Genomic DNA, 15609 nt, shown 5'->3' on the forward strand with positions numbered 1-15609 from the left:
AGCGCATATTAAAGCTTTCGGGCTCTAATACGTTTTCCTTTGATCTTTCCTTCTCTAAAGTGCGCCATGGCTTTTTTCACGCTTCGCGTTTTCACTGCGACAAAACTCATGCTGTTTTGCACTTTAATTTTGCCCAAGTCGTCGCCAGGAATGCCCGCATCTTTGGTAAGTGCACCCACCAGATCGCCTGGACGAAGCTTTTCTTTTTTACCCGCGCTTAGTGAAATACAGGTAAATTCAGGCTGAGTAATTTTGTTTTTGTGAAAACGCAGGCTTTGTGCGCCTTTAAGTGGAATATCGCTTTCTTGCAATACTTCTATTTTTCGCAAAAAGTGCTCTTCGTCATCGCTGACTAGCGTTACCGCCATGCCCTGTGCGCCTGCTCGCGCCGTGCGACCAATGCGGTGAATATGGGTTTCCGGCTCTTCACTTACCGTGTAATTAATTACGCAGGCAACATCATCAATATCCAGCCCTCGCGCAGCTACATCGGTGGCAACAAGTACTTGTAGCGCATCGCTGGCGAACTGCATTAGCACCGATGTGCGTTGATGCTGTTCCAAGTCCCCCTGAAGTCCAGCTGCGCTAAAGCCATCTTCGATAAGCTCCTCAACCACTTCATTTACCTGAACCTTGCGGTTACAAAATACAATGGCATTTTTAGGTTGGTAGTGGGTAAGTACCGCTTTAAGCGCCTGAGTGCGTGTGTGCGGGAGCACGTTGTAGCCCAATTGGGTGATAGCGGGTTTACTGTCTTGAGACTCAACTTTACAGGTTACCGGGTTGTGCAGGTACTGCTTGGCTACACGCTCAATTTGTTCCGTAAAAGTTGCAGAAAACAATAGGGTTTGCACTTGTTTTGGCGTTTGACCGAAAATAATGCGTAAATCGTCTTCAAAGCCCATATCTAACATGCGATCGGCTTCATCGAGGACACGCAACTTTACGTTACTTAGGTCAATTCGACGCTTTTCCACATGGTCCATAACGCGACCCGGCGTGCCCACAATGATGTGCGGGCTATGTTTCAGTGACTGAATCTGCGGCCCCATAGGCTGGCCACCACATAACGTGGTCACTTTAATATTACCGATGTCCTTTGCCGCCGAACGGCACTGCTGAGCCACTTGATCAGCAAGCTCTCGGGTAGGACAAAGTATGATGGCCTGCGTGGTAAAATCATTCACTTCTACGTACTGCAAGGCAGGAATTACAAAGCACAGAGTCTTGCCGCTGCCCGTCTGCGCTTGGCCTATCACATCTTTCCCCTGCAACGCCTCAGGGAGCGATTGTACCTGTATAGGGGAAAGTTGGTAAATGCCTTGTGAGTCTAGCGCCTTGGTGATGGCAGGGTTTATATCTAAATGCTTCACTGTTTCAACTGTCATTAATTTGGGTTCCAAAGGTGCACTACACCATGTTCGGTATGATGAGCTATGCCGTATTCTTGGGACACCATGTCACTCCAGGAAGAAAGCTGCTCATTAAACTTGTCACTCATTTTCACACTGGCCGCCGCTAACTTGAGCTTCTCTAAAACTAAAACACAGGTGTCTTTCTTTGACAGTGCTAGGTAGGCCGTTGAAATTTCGTACTTACTAGTAAGGGTTATTGTCTCACATTTAAATTGATTTGGGTTACATCCAAAGTCAATTGCCCCCTGTGAACCGAAAATAGTATCAATTTCGTTGTTGTTCAGTGCGTCAACTAACGCCTGCCATGAATCATAAGCTTTCACTTTGAAACCATGCTCTATCGCAACGTTATAGCGATAGTCTTCCAACAAGGTACCAACCCTAAAGTTCTTTGGTACGTTGGCAAAGGATTCAAAATAGGGCTTATCGATGCCGTACAGTCCATGAAGGTTTCTTGATACCGGCGTTACCCAGTGAAACACGCTTTCTCTTTCATTCGTGCGAATTACTGAGAATACCAATACGTTAGATTTGGTCATTGCTTCCTTTGCAATACGTTCCCATGGCGCGGAAAGGATATTCTCCTTGAGCGTCATCTCATCTAATATGTCTCTGACCAAGTCTGCAGCAATGCCTTTAAGCTTTCCTCGCTCTCCCACTTCTGAAAAAAGTGGCACAATGTCGGCGATGACCCAAAGATTGTCGGTATTAGCATGCAGCTCACCTGCTAAGCTTAGTGTTCCAAAAGTAAGTACTGTGGCCGGGAAAGATGCTTTTAGTACATCCCGCATTGCGCTAGCAAGCAATGTGAAGTCGTCTGAACCTTTGTATTGAGCAATCAGTTCGCTCAACCGCTCTGCAATATTGGCAGAACCTTCACTTTTACTCAGTGCGATATAGCTCACTGCTATTGTCGTTGCCTGACTGCCCGCATTCGGCGTACATCGAACATTATTTCCACATTCAAAGGCAAATAGCGGCGTGATCCAATAATAACTATCTTCGTTATTTTCATCTCTGATCAAATTGATAAGGACGTCAGCACTATTCGATATAGTGTTAGTAGCAGGCGTTAAATCAATGCCATTTTTCGATAAGGCATTTTTAAACACTGTGAGTGAGTAAGATTGAATACTCTGCTTCTCAGAGGGAGATAGGATTCTTGGTAAATCGGGGGCGTGAGAGTAAGAGAATGCTTGTGCCCAAGTGGATGAACTCCACAGGGCACATAAACAGACAATAACAACAAAAACTACGCTTGAAATGCCTTTGCTAATTTCCACTGCAACGTTTGCCCCGCATAAAATGGAACCATATCGGTGCCATCAGCTAGGGTTACTTGTTCTGGCACCGTCCACGACTCTTTCACTAATGTCATTGTAGTCGTATTTCGCGGTAAACCATAAAAATCTGCACCGTAATGGCTAGCAAATCCTTCAAGCTTATCTATTGCGCCTAGCTGCTCGAACACTTCGGCATAAAGCTCAATTGCAGACCATGCGCTATAACAACCCGCGCAGCCGCAAGCATTTTCTTTTTTATGTTTTGCATGAGGTGCCGAGTCGGTACCTAGGAAGAATTTTTTGTTGCCGCTTGCCACCATATCGCGCAACGCTTTTTGATGCGTGTTGCGTTTTAGCACTGGCAAGCAATAGTTATGAGGGCGTACGCCGCCAACCAGTAAATCGTTGCGGTTTAGCAATAAGTGCTGAGGGGTAATGGTGGCTCCAACAAATTCGCTGGCGCCCGCTACGAAGCTTGCCGCATCTGCTGTCGTAATATGCTCGAACACCACTTTCAGCTTAGGGAATGCGTCAACTATAGGCCCTAAATGGGTATCAATAAATACTTTTTCGCGGTCAAAAATATCAATGTGATGTTCGGTCACTTCACCATGAATTAGCAGCAATAAGCCTTGCTCTTGCATGGCTTGAAATACAGGGTATAAAGCCTGAATGCCTTTTACAGCCGCATCTGAGTTAGTAGTGGCCCCTGCAGGATATAACTTACACGCTGTAACGCCCGCTTGCTTCGCATCAACAATATCTTGAGGCGTGGTTTGGTTAGTAAGGAATAAGGTCATTAATGGCTCAAAGCTACTGCCTTTAGGTCGCGCAGCTTCAATTCGCTCTTTGTACGCCATGGCCATATCTGCATTAACCACCGGTGGTACAAGGTTTGGCATAACAATAGCGCGCTGGAAACAACGTGCGGTTGCAGGCACTGTTTCAGCTAGCATTTCGTTATCGCGAAAGTGAAGGTGCCAATCGTCTGGCGTAGTGATGGTGAGCGTTTGCATGCCTTGTCTCTCTTAGTACTTATTCAAACAGAGGGGAAGATGCGCGCAATAATAGCACAATTCCCATTTTGCGCGCAGAACAACTCGCTCGAAAGTGGCTATGAATTCTCTTCGCCGTGCTCTACCCAAATAAGCTTGCTAACGTCATACCCAGCCGATGTCGCTTTTTCTAGTAAACGGGTGCGGACTTCATCTGAAATAGAAGGTGTTCGCGCTAAAATCCAAAGGTAGTCTTTATCTGGGCCTGTTATCAAAGCATATTGATAACCTTCTTTATCTAGCTCCATAATTACATAGCTGGCGTAAAATGGGCCAAAGAACGATACCTTCAGATGCCCTGTCGTTTCAGACTCTACAAAATACGCTTTGCCCTCGGCTTCATCCCACGTCTTTTCTTCTTTAGAAAAACCGCGATTAATTACCTTGACCCCTCCGTCATCGCGCATGCTGTAGGTTGCCGTAACTTCGCTTAATCCTTCTTCGAAGCTATGGTCAAAGCGCGCTATTTCATACCACTTCCCTAAATAACGAGGAAGCTCAAAGCCTTCAACCGGCACTACCTTGTCAGGTACGCCAGTACAGCCAGACAAGCCCACACACACCATACCCGCCATAATCATTGAAACTAACTGCTTAAACATATGCCCTCTTTTCCTTGAACTCAGCTTTTAAAAAGCCCACTGATTAATTTAAATACACGCCTACATCGCAAAAATGATCTTTATCGGTGCTGCAACACCATAAACCTTCAAGCTAGGCTAACGGTCGACAGTAAAAATACGCTCGCCTAATCAGGCTTTTCTTATCGCTTGGGCCATATTACAGTGCCTTTAAAACAAGCCTTAAGCTAATACAGGCCCTGCCCACTCGATATTCTCAAACAGGGAGAAAATGACATGAATTCACACTTTCCACACGCAAGCCGCTTAATATATGGATGCATGGGCTTAGGTGGCGGTTGGAACGACAAACCGGCAACCAAAGCCGATATAAGCCAAGCAAGAAGCATCATTGATACTGTGCTGAGCTTAGATATTAATGTGTTTGATCATGCTGATATTTATACGTTCGGCAAAGCCGAAACGGTTTTTGGTGAAGCGCTCAAGCAAGCGCCCGAATTAAAAGACAAAATGATTATCCAATCTAAATGTGCAATACGATTTGAGGATGATTTAGGACCAAAGCGTTACGACTTTTCAGCAAATCACATTCACACGTCGGTTGAAGGCATTCTCTCTAGATTAGGAATAGAACAGCTTGATATACTGCTGCTGCATCGTCCAGATCCACTTATGGAGCTAGACGAAGTCGCCGGTACACTGAAGCTGCTTCAGCAGCAAGGTAAAATAAAGCATGTTGGCGTTTCAAACATGCATGGTCACCAAATTAATTACCTGCAGTCTGCACTTTCCACACCTATTGTTGCCAACCAACTTGAAATGAGCCTTGGCTTTAGAGACTGGTTAGAAGACGGTATTACTACCAACAGTGCTGCTAATCGCGATACAGGTTATGCTTCCGGCACACTTGAATACTGCATGATGAACAACGTGCGCCTTCAGGCATGGGGAAGCTTGGCACAAGGTAGATACACAGGTGCAAAAGTTGAAAATAGCAATGACCGTGCAACAGCAGACTTAGTGGCTCAACTTGCAGGTGAATATCAAACTACGCCTGAAGCGATTGTTTTGGCCTGGTTGATGCGGCATCCTGCCAACATTGCGCCCGTTTTGGGCAGTACCAACATTGACAGAATTAAAGCAAGCCAAAAGGCTGAAGATGTTCATTTAAGTCGAGAGCACTGGTACAAGTTATTTGAGGCTGCTCGCGGTCAAGAGATGCCGTAAGCATAAATATTAAGGAAATTAAGATGCTGAAAGGCTTTCACCACGTTGCTATCATTTGTAGTGACTACCCTCGCTCAAAGACGTTTTACACGGACGTGTTGGGCTTCTCGATTATTGATGAAAACTACCGTGAAGCCAGAGACTCTTACAAATGTGACCTCGCGTTACCTGATGGCAGTCAGATTGAGCTTTTTTCGTTTCCGGGGGCACCGCAAAGACCGTCTCGCCCAGAAGCGCAAGGACTTAGGCACTTAGCGTTCAAAGTGGACAACCTTGATGAAATGATCAACCACCTAACGAATAAGCGAGTTGAATGCGAGCCAGTGAGAACCGATGAATACACCGGCAAACGCTTTACATTTTTCCAAGATCCTGACGGTTTACCCCTAGAGCTATACGAAGTCTAAAAATCGCGAAGCCGTGATAGAAAAATGCCGAATAAGGGTTCTCTTATTCGGCATTTTTATCAATAGCGATATAAACTATTATTGGTCGAGCATCCTGACTTCCCGCTGCGGGAATGGTATTTCAATATCATGCTGCTGAAGGGCATTAAAAATGGCTTGGTTTAGTGCATAGCGCACTTCGAAATGCCTTACAGCTGGCGCCCAAACCCGAATACCAAAGTTAATACTGCTGTCGCCAAAATTATCTACACCAATGGCGGGTGACTTTTCTTCGCTGACTCCATCTACCGTTTCAACAGCCTTGCGAATCACATCGATTACCTCATCGACCTTACTGGAATAGGCAACGCCAATTTCAAGTTCAATCAACATGTTTTCTGCAGAATTATGCAAGATTTCACCGACTATCAGTTTGTTGGGTATTTGGATGTGAACATTGTCTTCGTCAATAAGAATGGTATAGGGCAGCATAACTTGATCGACCACCCCTGCAACACCACGCACGCGGATAGTGTCGCCAACAACGAAAGGACGGGTAATAATTATGGTAAAGCCAGCGGCATAATTGGCCAACATGCCTTGAATGGCTAAACCTGCACCTAAACCAACAGCACCCACGGCGGCAATAAGTGGGGTTACGCTAATGCCCACATTACCTAATGCTATAATTATTACGATACCCAATACCACTAGCTTGCTGGCACCGCCGGTAAAGCGGCTCAGCGTAATATCGATATTTCTGCTGACCATCAGGTTTTCAACCATGTGGCCTATTTTATTGGCCACCCACCAGCCAAGCAGAAAAATAATGATGGCGCCTACAATTTGGAAACTGTAGGTCACTGCAAATTCTACAAGAGTGTCGTAAAGGGCTTGCGCTTGTTTTAACTCATCCATGGAATGTGATTAGACTAGAAACTGATAGGAATAACCGAAGCTTAAACAACAACGTGAGGAAAAACCAGTGCCGAGAGCAAGCCCGGCACGTTACGGTTTTAAGGAATAAATAGCGAGCATTGCGTTTAGTTGGCGTATTCGCTTGCCTCAATTTCCGCTAAACGTTCTTTGGTAGGGTTCTTAATATAGTTATACACCAAGCCAACAAAGAGCACGGCAGCAAAACCCGTGGCTACCATAAAGCCATACTTGGCGTCGCCACCGTTGGCGTCGCTCACCAGGCCCATGATGAAAGGCCCTGCGGCCGCACCTGCTGCGGTGAAGAACAAGATTACTCCGGCTACGCTTCCGTGTTGATGTTTTGGGAAACAGCTTATGCCTTTTGAGTTAAAGGTAGGATAAATTACTGACATGAAAATACCCGTTAGCGGGAATAGAAACAACGCAAGCTGTTTTCCGCCCCACAGACCAAGACCGAAACACAGTACAATAGCACCAGTGAACACCATAAGAACCAATGCCCAGTTGAAGTGAGACATCATCCAGATGCCTACGAAACGCCCTGCAGCACGAAGGATAAAGAATGCCGTTACCGAGTATATTGCAAGGGTCTGAGAGAAGCCTTCAGTATAACAATCGTAGGTCGCTTTAAGCGTAGTCGCGTCGCACACTAAATAACTCGGCATCCACACATAAATGGCGCTTTCTGCGGCGACATATAAAAACGCACCTACTGAAAATCCTAAAGCGTAGGGGTTTTTCACTAAACTTAAGCTCTGCGCTATCGATACTTTCTTTTCACCTGAGGCTGTATCGCGAGTGTAAGCGGGGTATTTCACCAGCAAAGCACCGATTATAAGTAGCGTACAAACACCACCGGCGATTACATAAAGCCACTGCCATGCAACGCCTTGATGAATAAGATAAGCGACAATAAGAGGCCCGATAATTGCGCCAACGCCAAAGAAGGCTTCTGCCCCATTCATAGTTGCTGTGTGCTGCTTGGTCGATGTTGAAATATCACCGATGAGCGCCAGCGCACCTGTTTTAAAGATGCCTACGGCAACGCCAGATAAGCTCATTAAACTAACAATCAACACAAAGTCATTAGCAATTAAGAAGCTGTAGCATGCAAGGCCAAACAACGCTAAACCAATGATAATGGTAGGCTTTCGGCCTAACTTATCTGCCAAAAAACCTAGGAATAGACCCGATAAGGCAATACCTAACATGGGGAGTGAATGCATTAAGCTTGCTTGAGCATTGGTGACAGAGAACGCCACTTTCACTTCTTTGATTATCTCGCCTACCGAGTCTGACGTCATCGCAAACATCATAAACATTAGGTAGGTTAGCCATCTGATAATTCTGCTACTAGGATCATGATTGGGCATAGTCTGTCTCACAAGCACGGTATGAAAGGCCTTGTTCAGCCCTTCTAAACTTCACAAAAACACGTTGATCATTGCACGCATTCAGTAGGTCAAAAATAACGATGTAATAAACTTGATAAATGAGCTTAATCGTTTAAGATAAAAGTTAACAGAATTTAAAAAGCCTGTAAACCTGTTAATTAGGATAGGTTGTATGACGCACTTAAGCGTCGCACTTTGGAGTTTTCTATGAGCTATGCTGCTGACAGTGGTGTATGTTTAGACCGAATCTTGGCATCAACCGATTTTTCTGGCCTAAGTAAGAAAGATGCAACAACTTTTACGCGTCGCTTGAAGGCACATTTTCCTCGTCTTTTTGACAAATATACCTACGTTTATGGGCACCAGTATGACTGCTACTTTCATTTACAAAAACTGGTTGAAATATTAAGAGACGGGTTAAAAAACCGTAAACCAGCCCTCAAAAAGCTTGATAATGAAAGGTTAAAAAAACCGCTTTGGTATCGCGATGAACAGCAAGTCGGCATGGCCTGTTATGTTGACCTGATGGGCCCCACTCTGAATGACTTGCATGACAAAATTCCCTACTTCAAGTCTTTAGGCGTTACCTATGTGCACTTAATGCCTTTATACGATGCGCCCAAAGGGGATAGCGATGGCGGGTATGCTGTGTCGGATTATCGCAAGGTTAATCCAACGCTAGGCACAGTGAAAGACCTGGAAAAGCTTGCTTCAGCACTGCAAAAAGAGGGAATAAATCTTGTTCTCGACTTTGTGTTCAATCATACCTCTGACGAGCACGCTTGGGCGAAAGCTGCACTGGCAGGTGAGAAGCAGTTTCAAGACTACTACTACCTTTTCGATGACAGAACCATTCCCGATCAGTACGAACATACTTTAAGAGAAATATTTCCCCAGGTAAGAAGAGGTAGCTTTACCTTTAATGAACAGATAGAGAAATGGATATGGACAACATTTAACAGCTTTCAATGGGATTTAAACTACAGTAACCCTGAGGTGTTTAACGCTATCACGTCTGAAATGTTGTTTCTGGCCAATATAGGTAGCGCTGCACTGCGTTTAGATGCGTTGGCCTTTATTTGGAAAGAGCTCGGTACTAACTGCGAAAATCAGGAAAAGGCCCATGTTCTTATACAAGCGTTCAACTGTTGCTTACAAATTGTAGCGCCTGCCGTGGTCTTTAAGTCAGAAGCCATCGTGCACCCTGACGAAGTCCTTAAGTACATCGACAAAGATGAGTGTCAGCTATCCTACAACCCTTTGCTAATGGCACTGCTATGGAACTCGTTAGCCACGCGTAAAACCCGTTTGCTTACGCGCTCAATGAAAAAGAGCTTCTCTATTTCTGAGAACTGCACATGGGTGAACTACGTGCGATGCCACGACGATATAGGATGGACCTTCGACGACGTGGTAGCCAACGAACTGGGTATTAACGCATTCGATCACCGCCATTTTCTTAATCAATTTTATACCGGTCGTTTTGAAGGAAGTTTTGCCAACGGCGTGCCGTTTGCTGAAAACCCTTCTAACGGCGATTGTCGTGTGTGTGGTTCACTGGCTTCTTTATGTGGGCTAGAAGGCGCGCTTAAATCCAACGATTCGAAAGGCATTGATGACGCTGTGAAACGAATGATGCTGCTTTACGGTATCACCTTTAGCATTGGAGGTATTCCGCTACTTTACTCAAGTGATGAGGTAGGCAAGCTCAATGACTACAGCTATCGATTTGATGACACTAAAAAGCACGACGACAGATGGGTAAACCGAATTGCTGTTACCCGCGCAGATACGGAATTGGCGCTAGGAAACACGTCGCCTGCCACCCCTACAGAGACTGCGAGCCTTCACGTGTTTAATGGATTGCGCAAAATGATAGCAATTAGAAAGCAGAATGCGATTTTCGGGCAGTCTAGCACCCAAATTTTAGATGCCGATAACCATCATTGCTTTGCTTTTCTTCGGGAAAATACACAGGGTCACAAGCTGCTTGTAATATGTAACTTCAGTGAGCACCCTCAGACCATTCAGCGTAGCCTTTTGGCAACACTAAAGGGCGCATCAAGCCGAGATTTGCTAACTGATGAAACTGTCGAAATGAATGCTTCACCACTATTGCTTGAGCCTTTTCAACAAATGTGGCTTCTTACTGATTAGAGCTCGAGCTTTCGCCATATCTTGCTAATTGCTTTTTGAAAAGTAGTTAGCAAGTTATCCGCAGCTTAGTCGCCAAATTAATTATCTTTACTGCCAATGACTTATCAAATAAGTCATTTTTTCACAGGCACGCCAATAAATACCCACTATACTTTTTATAGTGAATAGATAGTTCACGTAGCTTCCGCATGACTTTGGTAGCCTGGCCTGTGTTTGACTGGCTCTCAAACTGATTGACGCGGAAGTAGCACTTTTCTTGTTGTGTGTGGTTTGTTTCTTGCTTCACGCAGAGGTATTACACAGCGGGATTCGACTTATGTCATATGGATATGTTTAACATGGTAACGGATAAAACGATGCAAAGTGATAGTGCTTTGGAATACATGTGCCCGTATTGCGGCGCAATAAATGACTTCCAGCTAGAAACAGTTCGCGACATGTATCACGAACAGCATGAATCTTGTGGGTGCTGCAACAAAGTACTCAGTTTAACGGCGGCCGATGGTATTGGTGGCCGTATCAATTTGATTGTCGATTCACTAGATGCAGAGCTTGTTATCAAATAAAGCGCGTTGGAAAGCGTAGCAAAATGTTAGCAAACAAAAAAGCCGCTTCATGAGCGGCTTTTAAAGTTCTTGAATAAAGTTCCGAAACAGGAATTTCAACAAGCATCAACTACCGAAAAAACTCTCGTTTCAATTCACTGTCCGTAAGGAATCGACCACCGAGCGCTGACGTTTTCGTATATGAGTTAGTATCACGAATCCCTCTCGCCTTTACGCAATAATGTGTTGCGTTAATGCTCACCGCTACGTCTTCTGTGTTCGTCAACGTCTGCAACGCAACTAACACTTGTTGAGTTAAACGCTCTTGAACCTGTGGACGTTGAGCAAAGAAACCTACAAGACGATTAATCTTTGAAAGGCCAATAACTGTATCTTTTGGAATATAAGAAACGGTTGCCGTGCCATCAATAGTCACAAAGTGATGTTCGCAGGTACTAGTAAGACTGATATCAGACACTTGTACAGGCTGGTCAATCTGCATCTTGTTTTCAATGGCAGTAATCTTAGGAAATTTGCGGTAGTCCAAGCCACCGAAGATTTCATTAACATACATTTTAGCGATTCGCGTGGGCGTATCGCATAAACTGTCATCAGTTAGATCAAGGCCAAGCGTGTCCATTACGTCACGCATAGCACTTTCAATTCGTTTGCGCTTTTGCTCGTCAGTAAGACCATTAGCCACCATAGGTGTTTCTAAACCTTTGGCTTCTAATGCTTCTCGTACACGTTGTGCTGGCTCTGAAATAGAGGGGTCTAGTGCGTCGCGCACAATTACCGCTTCTTTTGCTAACATTACTTTATCCGTAGTTACTTCTTTTTTGATCTTGTACGAGCATGAGTTCGTCACAGATCGATTACTTGGCAACATGACTTTTATTTAATGTCATTGCTACCGACTGTGCATTTGGCACAGAATAATAAAACCGTTACCTTTTACGAAAGAAGGACATCATCTTGAATTCACCTGTGTTAATTACAGGCGCAAGTCAACGTTTAGGCTTAGCTATGGCCAATAGTTTACTTGACCAGGGCCACCACGTTGTCGTGACTTATCGAACACTTCGTCCAAGTATTTCAATGCTTGAGGATAAAGGCGCTACAGTCTTACAGGCGGATTTTAGCACTGAGGCGGCTATTGATCGAGCAATTGATGAGATTAAGGCAATCAGTAAAACCTATCGAGCGGTGATCCACAACGCGTCAGATTGGGCGCAAGAAAAAGATAACCATGACAAGCATAGCTTGATTGAACGAATGATGTTGGTCCATGCTGTTGCCCCATACCGCATAAACTTGGCACTTGAAAAGGCTCTTTGTGATTGCGACGTTCAGTCTGACATTATTCATATGACTGACTACGTTCAAGAAACAGGCAGCGAGAAACACATGGCCTATGCGGCAAGTAAGGCAGCCCTGCACAACCTGACCCTATCATTTGCTAAGAAGCTAGCACCAAAGGTGAAAGTAAATAGCATTGCTCCGGCTTTGCTAATGTTCAATGAGGGTGATGATGATACGTACAAGCAAAAGGCGATAAAAAAGTCATTGCTTGAACTCGTTCCTGGGGCGCAAGAGGCTGTCAAAGCTATGAACTACTTACTTGATAGCGACTACATAACTGGGCAAACGCTTCATTTAAATGGCGGGCGACATCTAAAATAAGGGCTGCTCACTTAAATTACCTTTGCTCATCCTGATGGTTATAAGTAATCGTCACCGCCAATTAATTTCATCGCCATTTGCCTTGGTCTGGTGCTGAGGCATGGCTATAATCCGAACCCTATTTCGTAGCTATTTGGAATTTTACTATGCACGGCAACCGTACTATGGCGCCTGAATGGCATAACATTGATGCTGTTATGTTAGCGTGGCCTCATGCGCAAACCGACTGGGCTCCATGGTTAGAAGACGCGAGAGCGACGTATCTGAACGTGATTGCTGCAGTAAACCGCAACGATGCGGGTGTGATTTTATTATGTGCGCCGAGTGACGTAGACGATCTCAATTCTCGTTTACCAGAGAACGCTCGAGTGCTTATTGTTCCTGCCTCATTTAACGACACATGGATGCGCGACTACGGCTTCATCACTTGTAAAGACAGTGAAGGCAATGGCTCGCCGGTAGAATTTCGCTTTAACGGTTGGGGCAATAAGTTTAACGCCGCTGAAGATAATCTGGCGAATCAGCGTTATCTTGCCAGCATGTGTAAATCTGTACTTCGCAGCAGCCCAATTGTGACTGAAGGTGGCGCGCTGGAAATTGATGAAGACGGACACCTATTAAGTACTGCCCAGTGTTTACTTAACTCTGAGCGTAATGGTGATATGTCGCTAAGTGCTTACGAAGATGCATTTAAAGATATGCTAGGCTGCAGCAAAGTTACTATTTTGCAGCATGGTCATTTAGAAGGCGATGACACTGACGGTCACATTGACACCTTAGTGCGCTTTACCCCAAATAAAGGCTTAGTAATTCAGGCATGTAACAACCGTCCTAATGACAGTCACTTTGAAGGGTTGAGAGCGTTGTGCGACGAGTGCGCCCTTGAGCTGCCTGAGCATGAACAGTTTCATCTGCCGCTGCCTAATATTGTAAATGACGAAGGGGATCGCCTGCCGGCATCGTACGCAAATTACTTAATTTGTAACAACGCAATATTATTGCCTGTTTACGGTGAAGAGGAAGACGCAGAAGCCATCAAGACTGTGCAAAGAGCACATCCCAATCATATTGTTGAACCAATCGATTGCAGTGTACTCGTAAGACAATACGGCAGTTTGCATTGTATTTCCATGCAGGTGCCTACAAATACATTAAAAGATTCGATTATCACCACCTTAAAGAAAGGAGTGTCATTACATGCGCCCAGCTAAGCTAAAAGTGGGTCTGGTACAACAGTCTGTTGCTGATAACGACAAAGCAACGAACTGGAACAAAAGTGCCGAGCAAATTGCCAAATTAGCGGCTGAAGGCTGCGAGTGCATTCTTCTTCAAGAACTGCACAGCACCCTGTATTTTTGCCAACAAGAAGATACTGACGCCTTTGATTTGGCTGAACCAATTCCTGGACCTGCGACAGAATTTTTTGGTGAACTAGCCGAAAAACACAATATCGTGTTGGTGACATCTTTATTTGAAAAGCGCGGTTCAGGTTTGTATCACAACACCGCAGTCGTGTTCGACCGCAGTAAAGAAATTGCGGGCAAATATCGTAAAATGCATATTCCTGATGACCCAGGCTTTTACGAGAAGTTTTACTTCACACCGGGCGATATGGGCTTCATGCCTATTGAAACCAGCGTGGGTAAACTTGGCGTATTGGTGTGTTGGGACCAGTGGTATCCAGAAGCGGCACGCCTGATGGCAATGGCAGGTGCGGACTTGTTGTTCTACCCTACCGCAATCGGCTGGGATTTAACTGACATAGAAGAAGAACGTACCCGTCAGCATGGTGCATGGGAAACCATTCAGCGCTCTCACGCTGTGGCAAACTCAGTACCGGTTATCGTGGCAAACCGCACTGGCTTTGAAGCGTCACCTGTTGAAGGTGATCCAGGCATTCAGTTCTGGGGACAAAGCTTTGTAGCAGGCCCGCAAGGTGAGATTTTGGCCAAAGCCGAAGCTGAAGGTGAAACCACGCTGACCGTAGAGCTTGATATGGAACGCACCGAGCAAGTGAAGCGCATTTGGCCTTACTTCCGCGACCGCCGCATAGACGCCTACGACGAACTAACCAAGCGCTGGCGCGATTAACCTAAATAATGGGGTCAGAGTACATTTTCCAAGACAAATCTATGTCACAAAATGTACTCTGACCCCTTTTTTAATTCTGCCGCGGTGGAAATGTACTCTGACCCCATTTTGGTGGTTCATACTTTAAATATAATGTTGTCGTAGAGCATGAATACCTGTCGTGAGCGTTTGGGCAGAAGCGTTAGCATTACCTCTTCATCTATATCCAGCCCACCAGTGAACTGACCAAAGGCTGGCATCACAAATACATTTTCGTTGTTAGTAAAGCATTTGCCTGAGTAACGGCGGCGAGTAATGGTTGTGCGCTTTTTGGGGTGATAATGGCCAATAACCTGAGCACGAGTTTCACTCGTTTCTACTTCGTGTCTGAATACCATATTATCTAGCACTATTTCAAAACACGGCGTACCCGGTATGCCGTCGGGTAACTCTGGGTCATGATTACCTTCTACCCACATCCACTCGTTCACTTTGTCAACAAGCCTACATAAGTGCTGACGGTCCTCAGTGGTCATGCGCGACATGCTGTGTTTGTCGTGAAAGCTGTCACCTAAGCTGATTACTCGCAGTGGCTTGTAATCTTCGATGATACTTTCTAATCGCGTTAACGTGGCGGTAGAATCCAAGCTCGGCAATGGGTTCGCATAACTGCGTAAATAACTGCCTTTTTCTAAGTGCAGATCGGATACCACCAGCCAATCGCATGCGGGTAAGTACGCCACACCGCGCGCGTCTAACAGCCACAAGTAGTCTGCATATTTTGTAATCGTGATGTGGCGCTGGCTTACTTTTTCGGTTAGCCACGCGTCAGTTATTGCCAAATTACCCTCTTATTCTTTTCGTTTCTGCTTCT

The 15609-nt window shown here is 45.2% G+C and carries 15 protein-coding genes; 7 read left to right on the plus strand and 8 right to left on the minus strand.

All coding sequences use genetic code 11. From position 1 onward, the window contains the following. Positions 1–8 precede the first annotated feature (8 nt). From dbpA to F0261_RS02905, 4 genes are all read right to left on the minus strand, one after another. Positions 9–1388 carry an ATP-dependent RNA helicase DbpA gene (dbpA, locus tag F0261_RS02890; RefSeq protein ID WP_171337175.1) on the minus strand — a complete coding sequence of 460 codons (1380 nt, stop codon included), beginning with the start codon at positions 1386–1388 and terminating at the stop codon, positions 9–11. After that, complete coding sequence (locus F0261_RS02895) at positions 1388–2698, minus strand: transporter substrate-binding domain-containing protein (protein ID WP_171337176.1); 1311 nt, start codon at positions 2696–2698, stop codon at positions 1388–1390. Before F0261_RS02895 ends, dbpA begins: the two co-directional genes overlap by 1 nt. Beyond that, the gene (gene pyrC, locus F0261_RS02900) at positions 2668–3714 is read right to left on the minus strand and encodes a dihydroorotase (RefSeq protein ID WP_171337177.1); all 1047 of its coding nucleotides are present in this window, start codon (positions 3712–3714) and stop codon (positions 2668–2670) included. The genes F0261_RS02895 and pyrC overlap by 31 nt, the downstream gene beginning before the upstream one ends. Positions 3715–3812: 98 nt before the next feature. Continuing rightward, the gene (locus tag F0261_RS02905) at positions 3813–4355 is read right to left on the minus strand and encodes a lipocalin family protein (protein WP_171337178.1); all 543 of its coding nucleotides are present in this window, start codon (positions 4353–4355) and stop codon (positions 3813–3815) included. Positions 4356–4610: 255 nt separating this feature from the next. On the opposite strand from F0261_RS02905, the gene F0261_RS02910 reads away from it, so the two are divergent. Together F0261_RS02910 and F0261_RS02915 are read left to right on the plus strand one after the other, a co-directional pair. After that, positions 4611–5561 carry an aldo/keto reductase family oxidoreductase gene (locus tag F0261_RS02910; protein ID WP_014980531.1) on the plus strand — a complete coding sequence of 317 codons (951 nt, stop codon included), beginning with the start codon at positions 4611–4613 and terminating at the stop codon, positions 5559–5561. A gap of 23 nt (positions 5562–5584) precedes the next feature. Next, positions 5585–5968, plus strand: a complete 384-nt coding sequence (locus F0261_RS02915; RefSeq protein ID WP_014980532.1) for a VOC family protein — start codon at positions 5585–5587, stop codon at positions 5966–5968. A 78-nt stretch (positions 5969–6046) separates the two neighbouring features. Here F0261_RS02915 and F0261_RS02920 read toward each other — a convergent pair whose 3' ends face one another. Together F0261_RS02920 and F0261_RS02925 are read right to left on the minus strand one after the other, a co-directional pair. Beyond that, positions 6047–6865: a mechanosensitive ion channel family protein gene (locus F0261_RS02920; protein WP_014977631.1), complete on the minus strand. Its 819-nt coding sequence runs from the start codon at positions 6863–6865 to the stop codon at positions 6047–6049. A gap of 125 nt (positions 6866–6990) precedes the next feature. Next, positions 6991–8208 carry an MFS transporter gene (locus F0261_RS02925; RefSeq protein WP_014980533.1) on the minus strand — a complete coding sequence of 406 codons (1218 nt, stop codon included), beginning with the start codon at positions 8206–8208 and terminating at the stop codon, positions 6991–6993. A 279-nt stretch (positions 8209–8487) separates the two neighbouring features. Here F0261_RS02925 and F0261_RS02930 point away from each other — a divergent pair, with 279 nt between their 5' ends. Continuing rightward, positions 8488–10437, plus strand: coding sequence for an amylosucrase (locus tag F0261_RS02930; RefSeq protein WP_014980534.1), 1950 nt, complete (start codon positions 8488–8490; stop codon positions 10435–10437). A 323-nt stretch (positions 10438–10760) separates the two neighbouring features. After that, positions 10761–11003: a hypothetical protein gene (locus F0261_RS02935; RefSeq protein WP_014951060.1), complete on the plus strand. Its 243-nt coding sequence runs from the start codon at positions 10761–10763 to the stop codon at positions 11001–11003. Positions 11004–11112: 109 nt separating this feature from the next. Here F0261_RS02935 and folE read toward each other — a convergent pair whose 3' ends face one another. Next, entirely contained in the window at positions 11113–11796 is a 684-nt protein-coding gene (gene folE / locus F0261_RS02940) for a GTP cyclohydrolase I FolE (RefSeq protein WP_014980535.1), read from the minus strand. Positions 11797–11957: 161 nt separating this feature from the next. Here folE and folM point away from each other — a divergent pair, with 161 nt between their 5' ends. The 3 genes from folM (at position 11958) to F0261_RS02955 (ending at position 14756) form a co-directional block, all read left to right on the plus strand. Beyond that, on the plus strand, positions 11958–12665 hold the full coding sequence (folM, locus tag F0261_RS02945; RefSeq protein ID WP_171337179.1) for a dihydromonapterin reductase: 708 nt from the start codon (positions 11958–11960) through the stop codon (positions 12663–12665). Between the two features lie 146 nt (positions 12666–12811). Continuing rightward, complete coding sequence (locus F0261_RS02950; protein ID WP_171337180.1) at positions 12812–13876, plus strand: agmatine deiminase family protein; 1065 nt, start codon at positions 12812–12814, stop codon at positions 13874–13876. Next, a complete protein-coding gene (locus F0261_RS02955; RefSeq protein ID WP_171337181.1) occupies positions 13863–14756 on the plus strand; it encodes a carbon-nitrogen hydrolase in 894 nt (297 codons plus the stop codon). The genes F0261_RS02950 and F0261_RS02955 overlap by 14 nt, the downstream gene beginning before the upstream one ends. A gap of 116 nt (positions 14757–14872) precedes the next feature. Here the strand turns inward: F0261_RS02955 and pdeM are convergent, their stop codons facing one another. Further along, positions 14873–15577, minus strand: coding sequence for a ligase-associated DNA damage response endonuclease PdeM (gene pdeM / locus F0261_RS02960; protein WP_171337182.1), 705 nt, complete (start codon positions 15575–15577; stop codon positions 14873–14875). Positions 15578–15609: the final 32 nt, after the last annotated feature.

The organism is Alteromonas sp. 07-89-2 (genome assembly GCF_013113925.1).
Classification (GTDB): domain Bacteria; phylum Pseudomonadota; class Gammaproteobacteria; order Enterobacterales; family Alteromonadaceae; genus Alteromonas; species Alteromonas macleodii.

What these genes read in the sequence shown, in the direction of transcription:
- F0261_RS02955 (WP_171337181.1), top strand. Translation starts at nt 13,863, where the DNA reads ATGCGCCCAGCTAAGCTAAAAGTGGGTCTGGTACAACAGTCTGTTGCT.
- F0261_RS02905 (WP_171337178.1), bottom strand. Translation starts at nt 4,355, where the DNA reads ATGTTTAAGCAGTTAGTTTCAATGATTATGGCGGGTATGGTGTGTGTG.
- F0261_RS02930 (WP_014980534.1), top strand. Translation starts at nt 8,488, where the DNA reads ATGAGCTATGCTGCTGACAGTGGTGTATGTTTAGACCGAATCTTGGCA.
- dbpA (WP_171337175.1), bottom strand. Translation starts at nt 1,388, where the DNA reads ATGACAGTTGAAACAGTGAAGCATTTAGATATAAACCCTGCCATCACC.
- F0261_RS02950 (WP_171337180.1), top strand. Translation starts at nt 12,812, where the DNA reads ATGCACGGCAACCGTACTATGGCGCCTGAATGGCATAACATTGATGCT.
- F0261_RS02935 (WP_014951060.1), top strand. Translation starts at nt 10,761, where the DNA reads ATGGATATGTTTAACATGGTAACGGATAAAACGATGCAAAGTGATAGT.
- F0261_RS02920 (WP_014977631.1), bottom strand. Translation starts at nt 6,865, where the DNA reads ATGGATGAGTTAAAACAAGCGCAAGCCCTTTACGACACTCTTGTAGAA.
- F0261_RS02925 (WP_014980533.1), bottom strand. Translation starts at nt 8,208, where the DNA reads ATGTTTATGATGTTTGCGATGACGTCAGACTCGGTAGGCGAGATAATC.
- F0261_RS02910 (WP_014980531.1), top strand. Translation starts at nt 4,611, where the DNA reads ATGAATTCACACTTTCCACACGCAAGCCGCTTAATATATGGATGCATG.
- F0261_RS02915 (WP_014980532.1), top strand. Translation starts at nt 5,585, where the DNA reads ATGCTGAAAGGCTTTCACCACGTTGCTATCATTTGTAGTGACTACCCT.
- folE (WP_014980535.1), bottom strand. Translation starts at nt 11,796, where the DNA reads ATGTTAGCAAAAGAAGCGGTAATTGTGCGCGACGCACTAGACCCCTCT.
- pyrC (WP_171337177.1), bottom strand. Translation starts at nt 3,714, where the DNA reads ATGCAAACGCTCACCATCACTACGCCAGACGATTGGCACCTTCACTTT.